This window comes from Halorarum sp. SLYT50 (assembly GCF_059821265.1).
This window is the reverse complement of the sequence record NZ_CM187555.1, coordinates 2,807,935-2,824,264: the sequence shown is the minus strand read 5'-3', so window position 1 is coordinate 2,824,264 and position 16,330 is coordinate 2,807,935. Positions and strand designations below refer to the sequence as shown.

At 62.5% G+C, this 16,330-nt stretch carries 16 protein-coding genes, 1 tRNA gene and 1 pseudogene; 11 read left to right on the top strand and 7 right to left on the bottom strand.

All coding sequences use genetic code 11. The features are described from left to right. Positions 1-100: 100 nt before the first annotated feature. From AC6RUA_RS14765 to sufD, 4 genes are all read left to right on the top strand, one after another. Entirely contained in the window at positions 101-2,860 is a 2,760-nt protein-coding gene (locus AC6RUA_RS14765; protein ID WP_499813757.1) for a DNA-directed DNA polymerase, read from the top strand. A gap of 130 nt (positions 2,861-2,990) precedes the next feature. Beyond that, on the top strand, positions 2,991-3,905 hold the full coding sequence (locus AC6RUA_RS14760) for an ABC transporter ATP-binding protein (protein ID WP_499813756.1): 915 nt from the start codon (positions 2,991-2,993) through the stop codon (positions 3,903-3,905). Between the two features lie 59 nt (positions 3,906-3,964). Continuing rightward, positions 3,965-5,395 (top strand): Fe-S cluster assembly protein SufB, encoded by a 1,431-nt coding sequence (sufB, locus tag AC6RUA_RS14755; RefSeq protein WP_499813755.1) that lies wholly within the window; start codon positions 3,965-3,967, stop codon positions 5,393-5,395. After that, the gene (sufD, locus tag AC6RUA_RS14750) at positions 5,395-6,615 is read left to right on the top strand and encodes a Fe-S cluster assembly protein SufD (protein ID WP_499813754.1); all 1,221 of its coding nucleotides are present in this window, start codon (positions 5,395-5,397) and stop codon (positions 6,613-6,615) included. The genes sufB and sufD overlap by 1 nt, the downstream gene beginning before the upstream one ends. Before the next feature lie 147 nt (positions 6,616-6,762). Here sufD and AC6RUA_RS14745 read toward each other — a convergent pair whose 3' ends face one another. Continuing rightward, complete coding sequence (locus tag AC6RUA_RS14745) at positions 6,763-7,185, bottom strand: hypothetical protein (protein WP_499813753.1); 423 nt, start codon at positions 7,183-7,185, stop codon at positions 6,763-6,765. 197 nt (positions 7,186-7,382) lie between these two features. On the opposite strand from AC6RUA_RS14745, the gene AC6RUA_RS14740 reads away from it, so the two are divergent. Continuing rightward, entirely contained in the window at positions 7,383-7,610 is a 228-nt protein-coding gene (locus tag AC6RUA_RS14740; protein WP_499813752.1) for a hypothetical protein, read from the top strand. Here the strand turns inward: AC6RUA_RS14740 and AC6RUA_RS14735 are convergent. Continuing rightward, a pseudogene (locus AC6RUA_RS14735) lies at positions 7,597-8,789 on the bottom strand (MFS transporter). The gene AC6RUA_RS14740 and the pseudogene AC6RUA_RS14735 sit on opposite strands and share 14 nt — an antisense overlap. 134 nt (positions 8,790-8,923) lie before the next feature. Here AC6RUA_RS14735 and AC6RUA_RS14730 point away from each other — a divergent pair. From AC6RUA_RS14730 to AC6RUA_RS14705, 6 genes are all read left to right on the top strand, one after another. Further along, positions 8,924-9,412: a ferritin-like domain-containing protein gene (locus AC6RUA_RS14730; protein WP_499813751.1), complete on the top strand. Its 489-nt coding sequence runs from the start codon at positions 8,924-8,926 to the stop codon at positions 9,410-9,412. Between the two features lies 1 nt (position 9,413). Next, positions 9,414-9,848 carry a metal-dependent transcriptional regulator gene (locus tag AC6RUA_RS14725; protein WP_499813750.1) on the top strand — a complete coding sequence of 145 codons (435 nt, stop codon included), beginning with the start codon at positions 9,414-9,416 and terminating at the stop codon, positions 9,846-9,848. An 82-nt stretch (positions 9,849-9,930) separates the two neighbouring features. Then, positions 9,931-10,113 carry an FmdB family zinc ribbon protein gene (locus AC6RUA_RS14720; protein WP_499813749.1) on the top strand — a complete coding sequence of 61 codons (183 nt, stop codon included), beginning with the start codon at positions 9,931-9,933 and terminating at the stop codon, positions 10,111-10,113. A gap of 74 nt (positions 10,114-10,187) precedes the next feature. Further along, positions 10,188-10,260 (top strand) — tRNA-Gln (locus tag AC6RUA_RS14715). A 100-nt stretch (positions 10,261-10,360) separates the two neighbouring features. Further along, the gene (locus tag AC6RUA_RS14710) at positions 10,361-11,275 is read left to right on the top strand and encodes a metallophosphoesterase family protein (RefSeq protein ID WP_499813748.1); all 915 of its coding nucleotides are present in this window, start codon (positions 10,361-10,363) and stop codon (positions 11,273-11,275) included. Positions 11,276-11,396: 121 nt separating this feature from the next. After that, positions 11,397-11,696 (top strand): hypothetical protein, encoded by a 300-nt coding sequence (locus tag AC6RUA_RS14705; RefSeq protein ID WP_499813747.1) that lies wholly within the window; start codon positions 11,397-11,399, stop codon positions 11,694-11,696. 142 nt (positions 11,697-11,838) lie between these two features. Here AC6RUA_RS14705 and AC6RUA_RS14700 read toward each other — a convergent pair whose 3' ends face one another. The 5 genes from AC6RUA_RS14700 to AC6RUA_RS14680 all read right to left on the bottom strand — a co-directional run bounded on the left by AC6RUA_RS14700 (position 11,839) and on the right by AC6RUA_RS14680 (position 16,329). Beyond that, positions 11,839-12,366, bottom strand: a complete 528-nt coding sequence (locus AC6RUA_RS14700) for a hypothetical protein (RefSeq protein WP_499813746.1) — start codon at positions 12,364-12,366, stop codon at positions 11,839-11,841. Between the two features lie 49 nt (positions 12,367-12,415). Next, on the bottom strand, positions 12,416-12,640 hold the full coding sequence (locus AC6RUA_RS14695) for a hypothetical protein (protein ID WP_499813745.1): 225 nt from the start codon (positions 12,638-12,640) through the stop codon (positions 12,416-12,418). 1 nt (position 12,641) lies between these two features. Then, positions 12,642-13,058, bottom strand: coding sequence for a hypothetical protein (locus AC6RUA_RS14690; protein WP_499813744.1), 417 nt, complete (start codon positions 13,056-13,058; stop codon positions 12,642-12,644). A 224-nt stretch (positions 13,059-13,282) separates the two neighbouring features. Then, positions 13,283-13,669 (bottom strand): DUF8076 family protein, encoded by a 387-nt coding sequence (locus AC6RUA_RS14685; RefSeq protein ID WP_499813743.1) that lies wholly within the window; start codon positions 13,667-13,669, stop codon positions 13,283-13,285. A 2-nt stretch (positions 13,670-13,671) separates the two neighbouring features. Further along, positions 13,672-16,329 (bottom strand): DUF1156 domain-containing protein, encoded by a 2,658-nt coding sequence (locus tag AC6RUA_RS14680; protein ID WP_499813742.1) that lies wholly within the window; start codon positions 16,327-16,329, stop codon positions 13,672-13,674. Position 16,330 lies beyond the last annotated feature (1 nt).

The following is a 16,330-nucleotide window of genomic DNA, read 5'->3' as shown; positions in this document are numbered from 1 at the left end:
ATGCCTTTCCGTCGGGGCGATGGTCGCCATCGCGGCGTCGTCGGGCGAACGCCGGCCCGAATGGGGAGGTTTTTAGCCGCGAGCGGCGAACCCGGGAGCAATGACCGATGCTCAGTCCTCCCTCGGGAGCTTCGACGAGACGGGGGACGCGGGCGGCGGCGACGACGACGGGAGCGGCGCCGCCCGCCCCGACGAGGAGGCGTCGTACGTCGCCGGGAACGGCGCGGGCCACGTGAGCGACGTCGTCGACGCCGCGGAGATGCGGGTCCCCGACGCCACGGGGACGGTAGAGCTGATGGTGACGGGCGTCGACTACACCGTCGAGGGGAGCGGCGCGTCGGAGTACCCCGTCGTCCACGTCTTCGGCCGGACGCGGGACAACGAGACCGAACACGTCCGGGTGCTCGGGGTCGAACCGTACTTCTACGTCCCGACCGCGGACGTCGAGGACCGGGACCTCACCGAGGAGTACGACGTCGTCCTCGACGCGCGCGAGCGTCCCCGGGGGGACGAGGACGCCGACCGCTTCGAGAGCATCCGTGGGACGCCGGTGACGAAGGTCACCGCGCGGACGCCCCGCGACGTGGGGCAGATCCGCGACGACTTCGAGCGGACGTACGAGGCCGACATCCTGTTCCCCAACCGCTTCCTCATCGACTACGGCGTCACCGCCGGACTCCGCGTCGAGGAGCGCCGCCTGGACGACGGCGACCTGCAGGTGTTCCCCGGTCACCTCGAACCGGCGGACGTGAGCGCGGACATCCGCGTCAGCACGTTCGACATCGAGGTGGACGACCGCTCGGGGTTCCCGGAGGACGGCGAAGAACCCATCGTCTGTCTCACCTCCCACGACTCCTACCGCGACGAGTACGTCGCGTGGCTGTACGACGCCCCCGGGAGCGACACCCCGGCGCCCGAGGACCTCGGAGGGTACGACCCGTTCCGCGACGGGTCCGAGATAGACGTGCGGACGTTCGCCGAGGAGGACGCGATGCTCGACGCGTTCCTCGCGTACGTCACCGAGACGGACCCGGACGTGCTCACCGGGTGGAACTTCGAGGACTTCGACGCGCCGTACTTCCTCGACCGGTGTGAGGAACTCGACCCGGAGAGCGAGTACGACCTCTCGCCGGACCGCCTCTCGCGCGTGAACGAGACGTGGCGCTCCGGGTGGGGCGGCCCGGACGTGAAGGGGCGCGTGGTGTTCGACCTGCTGTACGCCTACCAGCGGACGCAGTTCACCGAACTGGAGTCGTATCGCCTGGACGCGGTCGGCGAACTCGAACTCGACGCCGGCAAGGAGCGGTACGCCGGCGACATCGGCGACCTGTGGGAGCAGGACCCCGAACGCCTGCTGGAGTACAACGTCCGCGACGTGGAACTCTGCGTCGAGATCGACCGCAAACAGGGCGTGGTGGCGTTCTGGGACGAGGCGCGCAAGTTCGTCGGCTGTCAACTGGAGGACGCCCCCACGCCCGGCGACGCGGTGGACATGTACGTCCTGCACAACGCGTTCGGGCAGTTCGTCCTCCCGACGAAGGGCCAGCAGGAGGGCGAGGAGTTCGAGGGCGGCGCGGTGTTCGAACCCATCACGGGCGTGAAGGAGAACGTCTCGGTGCTGGACCTCAAGTCGCTGTACCCGATGTGTATGGTGACCATCAACGCCAGCCCGGAGACCATCGTGGAGGACCCGGACGCGTACGACGGCGAGACGTACCGCGCCCCCAACGGGACCCGCTTCCGGAAGGAGCCCGACGGGATGATGCGCGAGATGGTCGACGAACTGCTGACCGAGCGCGAGCGGCTGAAGGGCGAACGCGACGAGTACGACCCCGGCTCGGACGCCTACGAGCAGTTCGACCGCCAGCAGGCGGCGGTGAAGGTCATCATGAACTCGCTGTACGGCGTCTCGGGGTGGGACCGCTTCCGCCTGTACGACAAGGAGAACGCCGCCGCCATCACCGCGATGGGCCGGCGCGTCATCGAGTTCACCGAGGAGGCGGCCGCCGAAATCGACTACGAGGTGACGTACGGGGACACCGACTCCATCATGCTCGCGCTCGGACCGGACGTGAGCGAGGCCGACGCCATCGAGCAGTCGTTCGCCATCGAGGAGCACATCAACGGCCGCTACGACGACTTCGCGCGCGAGGAGCTGGACGCCGACGAGCACCGCTTCGAGATCGAGTTCGAGAAGCTCTACCGGCGGTTCTTCCAGGCGGGCAAGAAGAAGCGCTACGCCGGTCACATCGTCTGGAAGGAGGGGAAGGACGTCGACGACATCGACATCACGGGCTTCGAGTACAAGCGGTCGGACATCGCCGCGGTCACCAAGCGGGTCCAGCGGGAGGTCATCGAGATGATCGTCACCGGGGAGGACAACGAACGGGTGAAGGAGTACGTTCACGACGAGATCCAGGCGTTCCTCGACGGCGACGCGGACCTCGCCGAGATCGGCATCCCGGGCGGCATCGGCAAGCGACTGGAGAGCTACGACACCGACACCGCGCAGGTGCGCGGCGCGAAGTACGCGAACCTCATGCTTGGCACGAACTTCCAGCGCGGGTCGAAACCGAAGCGCCTCTACCTGGCGAAGGTCCACCCGGACTTCTTCGACCGCATGGAGGCGCAGGGACTCGACCCGCAGACGGACCCGCTGTACGGCGAGTTCAAGCGCGACCCGGACGTCATCTGCTTCGAGTACGCCGACGAGGTGCCCGGGGAGTTCGTCGTCGACTGGGACAAGATGCTCGACAAGACCCTCAAGGGCCCCATCGCCCGCGTCATCGAGGCGCTCGGGCTGTCGTGGGACGAGGTCAAGACCGGGCAGGAACAGACGGGTCTGGGCAGTTTCATGTAGTCCCGCACCCGCGACTGGGATTTCCGATTCGGGAAATATTTTTCGCGTTAGCGAACCGCGCGGAGGCGGATGCGAAACCATTATCCCCGAAACTACCCTCGGTTCGCTCACGAGGAGACTCAGAACGACAATGGCAACACTGGAACTGCGAGACCTTCGGGCGGAGGTCGCAGAGACGGGCGAAGAGATCCTTCGGGGCGTGGATCTGGAAGTGAACAGCGGCGAAATCCACGCGCTGATGGGCCCGAACGGGTCCGGGAAGTCCACGACCGCGAAGGTCATCGCCGGCCACCCCGCCTACGAGGTGACCGGCGGGCGGGTCCTGCTCCACCTCGAGGAGGAGGACGTGGCGGACGTCGAGGCTGACCTCGACGAGGACGACCTCACGTGGGACCTGCTCGAACTCGAGCCGAACGAACGGGCCGCGCTCGGCATCTTCCTGGCGTTCCAGTACCCGGCGGAGATCGAGGGCGTCACGATGACGAACTTCCTCCGGCAGGCGCTCAACGCCAAACTCGAGGAACGGGAGGAGCTGTTCGAGGGCGAGGACGACGAACCGGAAGCGGAGGAAGAGGAGGCGGGCTACGACACCTCGCCGATGGAGGGGAACGTCGAGGAGGGCGACATCGGCGTCGCCGAGTTCCAGCAGCTCCTCAAGGAGAAGATGGAGCTGCTCGACATGGACGAGCAGTTCGCCTCCCGCTACCTCAACGCGGGCTTCTCGGGCGGGGAGAAGAAGCAGAACGAGGTGCTCCAGGCGGCCATCCTCGAACCGTCCATCGCGGTGCTCGACGAGATCGACTCGGGGCTCGACATCGACCGCCTGCAGGACGTCTCGAAGGGCATCAACGCCCTGCGCGACGAGCAGGGGTCGGGTATCCTCCAGATAACCCACTACCAGCGCATCCTCGAGTACGTCGACCCGGACCACGTCCACATCATGCTCGACGGCGAGATCGTCAAGAGCGGCGACGCCTCGCTCGCCGAGGAACTCGAGGACAAGGGGTACGACTGGGTCCGCGACGAAGTGTACGGGACCGCGTAACGACGCGTCCCTAGCAAAGTGCCATAAGGCTAGAGACGTAATCTAACACGATAACGAATATGAGTTCCGATCAAGACCACCTGAAAGAGACCGACACCGAGGACCGGTTCGACTTCAAGAAGGACGAGAAGTCGGCCTACCGCTCTGAGAAGGGGCTGACGGAGGACACCATCCGCGCCATCTCCGAGGACAAGGACGAGCCGGAGTGGATGCTGGAGCGGCGCCTCCGCGCCCTGAAGCAGTACCACGCGATGCCGATGCCGACCGACTGGCCCGGCCAGCCCGACCTGAGCGAGGTCGACGTGGACGAGATCGTCCCGTACATCCGGCCCGACGTCGACACCCGCGGCGGCGTCGACGACTGGACCGAACTCCCGGACGACATCAAGGACACGTTCGACAAACTCGGCATTCCGGAGGCCGAGAAGAACGCGCTCTCGGGCGTCGGCGCGCAGTACGAGTCCGAGGTCGTCTACCAGAACATGCAGGAGCGGTGGGAGGAGAAGGGCGTCGTCTTCTGCAACATGGACGAGGCCGTCCGCGAGCACGAGGACATCGTGCGCGAGCACTTCATGACGACGTGCGTCCCGCCGAGCGACAACAAGTTCGCCGCGCTCCACGGCGCGGTCTGGTCGGGCGGGTCGTTCGTGTACGTCCCCGAGGACGTCACGGTCGAGATGCCCGTGCAGGCGTACTTCCGGATGAACTCCGAGGGGATGGGCCAGTTCGAGCACACGCTCATCGTCGCCGAGGAGGGGAGCGAGGTCCACTACATCGAGGGCTGCAGTGCGCCCAAGTACTCCGCGTTCAACCTCCACTCGGGCGGCGTCGAGGTGTTCGTCGGCGAGGACGCGCACGTCCAGTACTCGACGGTCCAGAACTGGTCGAAGAACACGTACAACCTCAACACCAAGCGCGCGCTCGTCGAGAAGGGCGGCCGCATGGAGTGGATATCGGGGTCGATGGGGTCGAAAGCGACGATGCTGTACCCCTCGTCCATCCTGAAGGGCCGCGGCGCGAGCGACAACCACATCACCATCGCGTTCGCTGGCGCAGGCCAGAACATCGACACCGGCGCGAAGGTGTACCACAACGCACCGAACACCAAGTCGACCATCGAGTCGAAGTCCATCAGCAAGGACGGCGGGCGCACCAACTACCGCGGGCTGGTCCACATCGCCGACGGCGCGCACGACTCCTCGACCAGCGTGGAGTGTGACGCGCTGATGTTCGACAACGAGTCCACCTCGGACACGATGCCGTACATGGAGATCAACGAGTCGACGGTGGACGTCGCCCACGAGGCGACCGTCGGAAAGATCGGCGACGAGGACGTCTTCTACCTCCAGTCCCGAGGGCTGGACGACGACGACGCCAAGCAGATGATCGTCTCGGGGTTCATCGAGCCCATCACGGAGGAACTACCCATCGAGTACGCGGTCGAACTCAACCGGCTGGTCGAACTCGAGATGGAGGGCTCGCTCGGGTAATGAGCACGCAGGTGCCACTGAGTCTCTCGGAGGACTCCATCCACACCATCTCCGAGGAGCGCGAGGAGCCGGAGTGGCTGCTCGAACGCCGCCTCGCCGCGTTCCGCGCGCTCGAAGAACTCGAGTTGCCGGACGTCATCGAGACGCCGGGCCGCCGGTGGACGAACCTCGAGGACCTCGACTTCGAGGAACTCGTCGACCCGCTGAATCAGGCGGACGAGACGGAGCGCGTCTCGGCCGACGGCGTCGAGGTGCTCCCGTTCACCGAGGCGCTCGAGGAACACGGCGACCTCGTCGAGGAGCGGTTCGGCTCGGTCACGGACCCCGAGACGAACTACCTCACCGCGCTGTCGACGGCGCTGTTCACGACGGGCACGTTCATCTACGTCCCGGAGGGCGTCGACGCCGAGGACGTGAAGGTGCGGGCAGAGATGAACTCCCGGTCGCTGTTCAGCCACACGCTCGTCGTCACCGAGGAGAACGCCTCCGTGACGATACTCGAGCGAACCGAGACGGGCGAGAGCGAGGACGTCGGCGCGGACGCCGAGCGCTACTTCAGCAACCTCGTCGAGGTCGACGCGGGCGAGAACTCCTACGTCCAGTACGGCTCGCTCCAGAACCTCGACGAGGAGTCGTACACGTACACGCTGAAGCGCGGCGACGCCGACACCTACTCCACGGTCAACTGGATCGAGGGGAACCTCGGCTCCCGGCTCACCCGGTCGGACATCGAGACCGAGTTGAACGGCGACTCCTCGGAGACGAAGATCGTGGGCGCGTTCTTCGGTCACGGCGACCAGCACTTCGACGTGAACGCGCGCGTCTGGCACAACGCCGAGCACACGACCGCCGACCTCGTCACCCGGGGCGTGCTCGACGAGCGGGCGCGCTCGGTGTACGAGGGCGTCCAGGACGTCGGTCGCGACGCCTGGGACACGTCCAGCTACCAGCGCGAGAACACCCTGATGTTGAGCGACGAGAGCGAGGCCGACGCCTCCCCGAAGCTCATCATCCACAACCACGACACGGAGGCGTCCCACTCCGCGACGGTCGGGCAGGTCGACCGGGAGGACCTGTTCTACATGACCTCCCGTGCCATCCCGCCACTGACCGCCCGGAACATGCTCGTGGAGGGGTTCTTCGTGCCCGTCCTCGAGGAGGTCGAGGTCGACGAACTCCGCGAGGACATCAGCGACCTCATCCAGCAGCGCCTGCGGTAGAGCGGCGCGGCTCCCGCCTCCCCGCCCCCCGCTCGCGGGTCCCGTTCCCGTTTCGGCGACCCGGAGTTCGCTTCACTCCGGACGCGAATCCCCGAGCGCCCGCGCCGCCGCTTTTCGCCGTGCCCACGAAGCTTACCTCCGTCGGGGTCACCACTGCCGGCCGTGTCCTCCCTCCGACTCCTCGCGGTCGGTCCGCGCCCGCGCGCCAGCGCCGCCGTCTGTGCGGTCGCTGCTCTCCTCGCCGCGCTCCGCCGGCGATTCGGCTCGTCGCGGCCCGCCTGTCCCTCGGTCCCGCTCGCGGGTCCCGCCGTCGTGGCGGGGGCGCTGCTCGCGTTCACGGCGGGCCGGACGCGCGGGGGCGTCCTCGCGGGCGCCGTCTGCGTGTGGTTCCCGCTCGCTGGCACCGAGGTCGCGTCGACAGCGCCGCTGAATCCCCTCACGCCGGCGCTCGCGGCCCGCGCGCTCCGCGCGGCCGCGTGGACCGGGCTCGGACCGGCTCTCGCCGTGGCGCCCGCCGCGTTCGCGGTCGGCGGGTGGACGCGACTCGGCGACGGGCCGCTCCGGACGCACCTGTCTCTCGGCGCCGGCACTCGGTCGGTCGGTCGCGCCCTCGCGGGACCCGTCCTCGCCGCGACGGCGACGGCGCTGTGGGCCGTCGTGGTCGGGCGGCCGACTGCGTTCACGCCGGTCCCAGCCGCCGTCGGACTCGTCGCCGCCGCGGCGCTGGGTGCGACCGGTCGGGGCCTCGTCGTCCCGGCGCTGGTCGGGTGGGCCTGCGTGACCGCCGCGGCCGCGTCGTCGTCCTCGGCTTCGGTCCCGCCGGCCGCGTCGGGGTCCGGACGCTCGTCGTCGTCCTCGGTGGGGGTGCACTCGGGGGAGTCCCGCTGGGCGCGGTCGGGTACGCCGTCGGGCGGGTCGTCGCGGCGGACGCGAGAGCCGTGCGGGACGCCGGGCCGGCGACCGGCGCGTCGGACGAGGGGGTCAGTCCCCGCTGAACACGGCGGTCCGGCCGGCCCGCCGGCCGAGACGCAACAGGGCCGGAAGCGTCGCGAGCGCGAGCACCACCTCCGTCCCGCCGGCGACGCCGAACGCCGCGAGGAACCCGTAGCGCGCCGCGACCGCACCGCCGACGAGCGACCCGGCGAGGAAGCCGAGGCTCCCGGCGGCGTTGAACCCGGCGACGGCGACGCCCCGCTCGTCGTCGCCCGCGATGTCGACCACGAGCGCCATCGTCGCGGGCGCCATCAGCGCACCGAGCACGCCCACGAGCACCATCCCCGCGGCGACGAGGGCGACGGTCGGCGCGAGGCCGACGCCGACGACCACGAGCCCGTAGGTGAGCGACCCCGCGGCCACGGGCACGACGCGGCCGACGCGGTCCGAGAGCACGCCGAACGGGTACTGGAGCAGGGCGAACGGCGCGAAGAACGCCGCCAGGAGGAGTCCAGTCGCGGCCGGGCCGAGCCCGAACGCCTCCCGGAAGTACAGCGTCCCGACGAGCGCGAAGAAGCCCGCCGTGAGGCGGTCGACGAACCCGAACGCGTAGGGGACGGCGAGGGTTCGGCGGTCGCGCAGCCCCGCGACCAGCGCGCCGAGGCCCCTCTCGGACTCGCTCGCGGGGGCACGGTCGGGCGCCGCGAGCGTGACGACGCTCGCGAGCGCGAGTAGCCCCGTCGCGGCGTACAGCGGGGCGAAGGTGTCGAGTTCGTACAGCCGCCCGCCGAGTGGCGCGCCGACGGCGGTGCCGAGGCCGATGGCGATACCGGCCGCGCCCATGTTCCGCCCGTTGCCGCCGCCGAGGTCGGCGAGCGCGCTGACCGCGAGCGAGAACGCGCCGACGGTCAGCGCCCCCTGCGCTCCCCGGAGGAGGAGCGCGAGCGAGAACGAGACGTTCCCCCCAAGTCTCGCGAGCGCGAGGTAGCCGGCCGCGCCGCCGAGCGCCGCGAGCACGACGAGCGGGCGGCGGCGGCCGACCGCGTCGCTGGCGGCCCCCAGACGCCCGCGAACAGCGCGAACGCCGCGAACTCGACGGCGAGAAACAGCGTGGGGGCGACGACGCCCTCGCCGCCGAGCGCGACCGCGAGGAGGTCCACGCCCGGGTAGACGAGCGTCTGCGCGAGCATGACGGCGAAGACGACCCCCGCAAGCGCGACGCGGTCGCGGCTCTGCGTCATCGGAGGCGGTAGGGGACCCGCGGGCTTGAGGGTTGGCAGTCGACCGCCGAGGGGAACGGCTTAAGGCCGCGGTCCCCCGACACGGAGACGATGCGTACGGTATCGCCGACCGACCGCCTCGGGGTGACCCGACCGTGAGCGTCGGCCAGCGGGTCGCCTCCGACCACCAACTCGCGCGCCTCCTCCAGATCGGGGTCGTGCTGGAGGAGGTGGTCGAGGCGCGGTCGCACCACCACCATCGGGCGATGGACGCCGAACTCGACCCGGCTCTCGAGGCGCTCCTCGCGGACGCCGCCGAGGAGTCGGCCGAGCACCGCGAACGGCTGGAGGCGCTCATCGCGGAACTCGACGCCGAGTCGGTGCCGTTCGAGGAGATACAGGCGCTCGTGGAGGCGCAGTACGGGAGCACGAAACCGGACGACTTCGACGGCGTCCTCTACGACCAGCTCTGCAACGAGGAGACGGCGTACAAGTTCTACGACGACCTCATCGCCGCCATCGAGGAGAGCGACGCGGAGTACTCGGTGGACCGCGACCGCCTGCTCGACACCCTCAGGAGCATCCGCGCCGAGGAGGCCGAGGGGGTCGAAGAGGTGACCGACGTGATGGAGCGACGAGCGTGATATGAACACGGCAGACCAGTATCTCAAGGCGATCTACCTCGTCCAAGAGATGGAAGACGGCCCCGCTTCGACCGGGTCGGTCGCGGACGCACTCGACGTGAGTCCCGCGAGCGCGAACGAGATGATCGGGAAACTCCAGGGGCGGGGGCTGGCGGAACACGAGAAGTACAAGGGCGTCTCGCTCACCGACGACGGCATCGTGCGGGCGCGCGAGGCGCTCTCGAACTACTGTATCATCGAGCGCTTCCTCGCGAACGTCCTCGAAGTCGAGGAGTTCCGCGCGGAAGCGCACTCGCTCGAAGCCGTAATCGACGACACCGTGGCCGAGCGACTCGACACCATCATCGACCGGTCCGAGGAGTGCCCGGACTGCTTCGACGCGGAGACGGACGCCTGCCGGTACCTCGAAGTCGAGCAGGAGAGTCCAGCCGACTGATACGTCGGCGGACGGTCGTCGGACGTGTATCGATTCCGATACGTGAGAATTAAGTCGAACGATTCGAGAGAAGTGACCACGAATGGGCGGGGGTGTCGCGGAGCGGCTCAAGCGGTTCGTCGGTATCGCGCGGGAGACAGAGACGGCGCTGACGTTCGAGTGCACCCGGTGCGGGGCGGCGTTCGAGATGAACCGACAGCAGTGCCCCGAGTGCGACGGGTTCGACATCCGCCGGCGGGCGTGGGACGGTTCCGGAACGGCTTAGTTTTCCGAGGCGGTACGGGGAGGCGTCGCGTCCGCTGACGCGGGTAGCGTGTGCCCGCGCCGCCGCCGGCGCGCAGTCCCGTGGTGTAGTGGCCAATCATGAGGGCCTTTGGAGCCTTCGACGGCGGTTCGAATCCGCCCGGGACTATCAACCTACGGTATCGAATCCTGCTCTTTCGTCGGATGGTGGTCAGACAGTAATCTGATGACACACAATCTTTTTCAGCAGGCTATGCGCTCATCCGCGTATGAGTGAGACGTATCGGTTTCTCTGCTGTGGTGATAACCACGGCGATGCAGAGTCACTTCGACGAGTAGTCGAGGACACCGCGGGCGAGGAGTTCGACTACGTGATTCACACGGGAGACTTGACCAATTTATTCTTCGACGGCTATCCGACGGCTCAGGAACCACTCTCAGAGATAACGCCTCATCTCGAAACGCTAGCCGACCGCAGTGAGTTCGTGTATGTCTTCGGAAACCGCGACGGACGCGGCCTCGACCAGTTCAAACCTAACGACCTGCCAGCGGGCACCCACATCCCTGAGGAGGAATTCGTTGAGGTAGGCGACCTCACGTTTGCTCAACTTGCGCCACCGAGTGAGGTTGTTGAGAACCCTATCGTACGAGTGACGCACTACTGGAAAGCAACGCCACCGCGATTCGACGGTCTTCTCTCAGTATCGGGCGACACGCACAATGGTCGTTCCATCGGCAATATTGTAGATACTAGCTTCCTCTATCGGACGAGTAACCACGGAGCAGACGCTATTTACGGCGGATACTACGTAATTGAGGCAGATACAGACAGGACAGTGGACGTGGAGTTCCGACCTATCGGAGACGTCGAAGAGCGTACGTGTCTCCGTCACGGACTCCTTGGTGAGCGGTTCGTCACTCCCTCTTTTTGGAAGAAGACCTGCCAATTCTGTTATGATGAGGATGCCTACTTTACTGAGCTACAGCGTGCAGTAATTGAACTGTATGTGTTGGAGACAGAGAACGATGTCGAATGGGAGGTCGGGGAAGACCCTGTTATCACAGAGGAAATGATAGATACTGTTGAGGACGCATTCCCCCGCTCATTCCGTACAAACGAACGGTCGGCGCTCGTGACCGACGACGCTGATAACGGTGAACAAACCGGACTTGACGCCTTCTGAGAATATGGCTCGCAAAACGTACTCTGAGGAGCGAGAACGCAACGAATGCGGAGACATGTACACCGCATCAATGTAACCGGGTAGTAAAATTCATATGGGACATCTCTCGTCGAGGGAATTGATGAAACGCAGAAACCAAACTCAGAACCAACTCGACGAAGACACCACGTACCTCAGTGCCGTTGTTTGGTTCACAGCGAGGAACCACCTCATCACCAAGGGACGAGTCGAATTCTCTGAGGTCGTCGAGGCAGTAGAAAGCGAACGAATTGAGGAAGCCCACACCGACGTCATTCGAACCTCACTCGAAGTGATGGTTGAGAAAGAGCGGCTGGAGGCTGTTAGCGACACCACGTGGATTGCGGGACCGAAATCAAACTCTCTCATTGGGGGTGGCCCGGTGTCCCCGCCCTCCCTGTAAGGCAAGAGTAGTCAACTACACTCTGTCACAGGGCTCACGGACACTTAGAGTAACGAGGAATTGCAATTTGGGGACCATATGGTGAAACTGCGACCACGACGAATATGTAGTGTCACCAAGCGAACAGAGAGCGCTGTTAAGACTAGAAGTAGCCTCGTGACCGTAGATACTTGAACCGATTCTTGTGATTTCCGATGATGCCCCATATTTCCGTCTCGACACCGAAATCGTAGTAGTGAGTGAGCAACACCTCATCTGAGAAGTGGACCCCGTAGTAGTCGTCGAACCCATCGGTTGTGATGTCAACGAGTAGTCCGTCAAGAGCGAGCCAAGCGTGTTCGAACGGAAAGTCACACCCGTCGTACATCGCGTATCCCTCGACATAATCAAACTCGGGGTACTCGTGCCATGCACGGAGAGAATTTGCGAAGCATGCCTTCGCTACCGGTGAGATGTCGAGAATTATGTTTCGTACTTTGCTTCGCTGTTCCTTGGAGAGACGCTTGTCGACTGTTACTGGGCGATTCGCAATTCGAGTCTTTATTGTAGTCTCCCCGCCTAGTCTTCCTTCTTCAACAACACATCGTTGTCGTTTGTTGTCGGGATTCGCTTCTAAATACCGAGAAACTCGGTTCTTCGATTCGGAATTTATTAGATTCTCAGAAGACATGTTTTGTATTCGGCGACTGACGTTATCGAAAGTGTCTATTCCAGTCTCGCTACAGGTAGCTTTCGACTGCCTGCTGGACTTTCGCGTCAACTCGATATGACGCGTGTCGGTGGTCAAGACAGATGTTGACGTAGGTTCGACCCCATTTCTCGCAGATGTAAAGGGTCGCACCATCGTTCAGTTTGTGTTCTTCTCCATCCCGGGCGAATCGCACTGCCCAGCCGTCTTCGCGTCCGAGGTTGTCGACGAGGTCGACAGCGTCGTCGTAGTCCATCTTACTCACCACCTGGGACCATGTCGGCGACGATAGAGAGCCCTTTTTCGACCGTGTGTTCAGCGAAGGCGAATTCTTCATCAGAAGCCACCCTCTCGTTAATGTAGAGAGGCCGTTTACCGAGCGTGGCTATTCCGTAGTTGTCGACTTCAGTTTGAAACGCATACGATTCGCCTTCCCACATGACAGTCTCAACGTCTCGGAGAACGTGGTTTGCACGTGCCACCGCGGCTTCCGACTCGGTTGGTATCTCCTTGTCGGTGAAGAGCCAGTTGTGGAGCGACCCGTCAATGTAGATGTTGAACAGGAACCTACCGTTCTGGGCCAGTTCTTCATCGTAGACGAGTGCGAGACACCCTGCTTCGACCAAGTTGCGGGCCGCATTTTCGAGCGGCATGGTGGTTGGTTTCGATTTCATGTCACATCGCCGGCGACGAGAATGTCCTATAAATCTGTGTCGCTCTTTCAAGTTTTATTCAGAGTCTGAAATGTATGGATGCTGTTCTAAAACGCGGACTTAGAGTATCTCAATCGAAGGATATAGGTAATAGACTCGTGGGATAAGATGTTATATAACTGATGTTATAGGCGGAAATGCTTGCGCGCACCCTCGATTCCGACCGGAGGAACTGACCCCCGGTATTACTTTCGAGCGACTGCGTGAGTTCCGCTCATCTGACGCGGTTCTTCGACGAACATCTGGCCAACGTCAAGGTAGACGCCGTCGCCGCTCCGTTCGATTCGAATCCGGAACTCTACGTCGTCGACGAACTGCCCGTCGAGGATGAACTGAACGGCGTCCATCGACCCGAGCGACCGACTCTTTCGGAGCGTCTGTCGAAGTTCGGTTAATATGTCTTGGCGTTCGCTCTCATCCGCGTTGTAAAGCAGGTCGGTGAGTCCAGTCACCGAGACCGGTGTCTCCATATCTTCGTCGGCGTCGACCCGCCTAAAGAACTCCAGCGCGGCCAGTTCGCTCTCGGTCTCGGCGACCGACTTCGTCACGAGGTTGTATCCTGGTTGAAGCATGGTCAAAACTGGCTGAGGCTCATCTCCATCACGCTTTCGTAGCGCTCGTCACCGGTCACTTCGGACATGAACTCGGCGAGTTCCTGTCGGTCGCCGCTCTTCCAGTCCTTAAGGTACTCCGTCGTGTTCTGGTCTGTCTTGTACAGATGATAGAGGTACTGCACCTTGTCGATGTCCAGCAGAGCCTCTCCGTCACTACCGTTCTTGTTGAGCTTCCGCTCGATAAAGCGAACGCGTTCGTCGGCGGGAACGGGTTCCTTCTTCTCGCGTGGCCCCTTCACGAGCTTCTCGTCTTCAAGGTCGCTGACGTTCAGGTTCTTCCCAAGCAGAGTCTTGTTCAGGTCGTCGAAGGACTCGCTTCCTCGCTGGCAAAACGCGGCGTACGCTTGCGTAAGCGAGTCGATACTCGCTGGAAGGTTAACCGAGCCTTCGAGAACCTGCTCAATGACGGAGTCGACCGTGTCGAGTGCCTCGTCAATGCCGACCTCCTCGCCGTCGGAGTACACATTCGGGTAATGCTTCGAGTAGTAGTACATACACTTGCCACGGAGAATGACACCGAGGTCAGCTTTCGAGAGGTCCTCGTGTCGCTCACGTTCCTCTGCGGCGAGGTCTTGCAACTCGAAGAAGAGGTTCTTCCGAAGACCGCCGAGCGTGAGTTCCTCGTCGATGCGTTCCTTGTTGGCGTAGACGAGAATGTCGTACTCTGCGTTGTCAAGTTCGGAGATGTGAGGATTATTTGGCATCTCTGACTGTACCGGGTAAGCGCCAGTGATGGTGAACCCACTCTTTATTAGCGCTTCCAATATCACCGACCACGCTTCATTCTCGTTGTGGTGGTAAGTGAACACCATTTCTCCGTCTGGCTTGAGAACACGATTACACTCTGAGAAGACGTTTGCAAGGGAATTAACAAAGAACTCTTCGTCCTTGTTGGCTTTCTCCTCGGCTATTATCTCCCGAGCTTTCGGAGCGAAATCGGACTTGAATTCTTCGTATTGTCCTTCCAAGCTCGCGCTAAGCCATACATAGAAATAATCTGAAAGAGTTGAATACTCTACGTTGTCGTAGTAGGGTGGGTCAGTGATAACGTAATCTACGGACTCGTTCTCTTCATCAAGGCGTTCAGAGGTTTTACAGTTGAGACTTATTACTCGGTCTTCGGAGATTGACTCGCTGTCTACGTAGAACTGTTCAACGTCTCCGGTCTGATTATTCTTTATCTTTTCGAATGGACGCTCACAGTATTTTTTTGCCTCATGAACTTTGTCAAAGAAGTTTTGAAGAGCATTAGAATTCCCTTCGTGGTTTAGTGGATTCCCTTCGATAGGTTGGACTCTCGGTATGAACGCATGCCGCTCAAAAACATGGCCTGACTTGGACTGACCATAGTGCCATTTCACCAACTGACCATTGTACTCAATATTGTTTGATATTGCAGTAACCAGGAATTCAGAGATATTCTGCGCACCTGCGTCGGCAAACTCTTTCTCACGAACGTCTAGTGCCTTCTTGAGTAAGAGTCCGAACGTAAGCAAATGTCTAGATGTGAATAGTTCGTCAAATCGCTCATAGTTGTAATTCTTGAGGCGGCCCGTACCTGTGCGTGAACTGGTTTCTGGGAGCTTTTGCTCGGGGATTGGTAGCGCTTCGGCTAATCTCTCAAAGTGATTTCGAGCTTCATCGACGCGTTCTGCGTCGTCGTCATCAAATTCTTTGAACTTCTTCTGGCCACGTGCATCCACGTATTGGATTGCGAATCGGTCAAAGGATGGCTTCTCATCTTTGCGCTGGAGTGTTTCCTTAACGTCGTGCTTATGGCCGTTCGAACAGGTATACTTACTTCGGCTATAGGTTCCATTGTTCGGGGCAAATTCATGCCCACAGTTCGGACAGACTTCGTTCCCGTCTTCGGAGACGGTCACAGTCTCGCCATTCCGAACTGTAACATCCGTTCCCTTGTTCAGACCCTTATCTCGGTTCTTCAATTCGATGATGCGGTCACCACAATCCTGATTCGGACAGTAGAGCGCACCAGGTCGCGTCTTCTTCGTCTTCGCAAGTTGGTACCGCGGGAAGAGTTGTACCTCTTCCTCGCAGGTAAGACAGGGAATCCGCTGTGACTGGAAGTAATAGAGGACTTCGCACTCCTGACCCGTATCTGGGTCAACTGTCGTGTAGTATTCTCCGAGTTCTTCACGCGTCTCTTCGAGAATTCGGTCGAACTCACGTTCAAGGACATCAAGGTTCACGTCGTCCATCGACTTTTTCTCAGTCCACCACGCAACGGGGTTGAGTTCATACCCGATAACGTCTGCACCGAGTCGATTGAGTTCGACCAGCGTCGTCCCACCACCAGCGAAGGGGTCGAGAACGGTTATGTCCCGGTCGATGTGTTCGTCGTTCGGATTGATTCGCTCGTCGTATGAGTCGATGTAGAGACCGTCGTGACTCCCGCTGTTGCGCTCAGTTAGGATGTCGTCTTTGCTGATGGTGTCGTCAGTCAGTGCCGCGAGACCTAGACAGCGGAACGTCGAACCGGGACGACGTGCCCACCACTTGTGCATTGAGTAGATGGGTCGGTACACGTCGCGTCGATACGTCTCTTTCTCAGCCAACTTATCCATCAAGTTGAGAGGGAGTTTGTCCCAAGTTTCCATT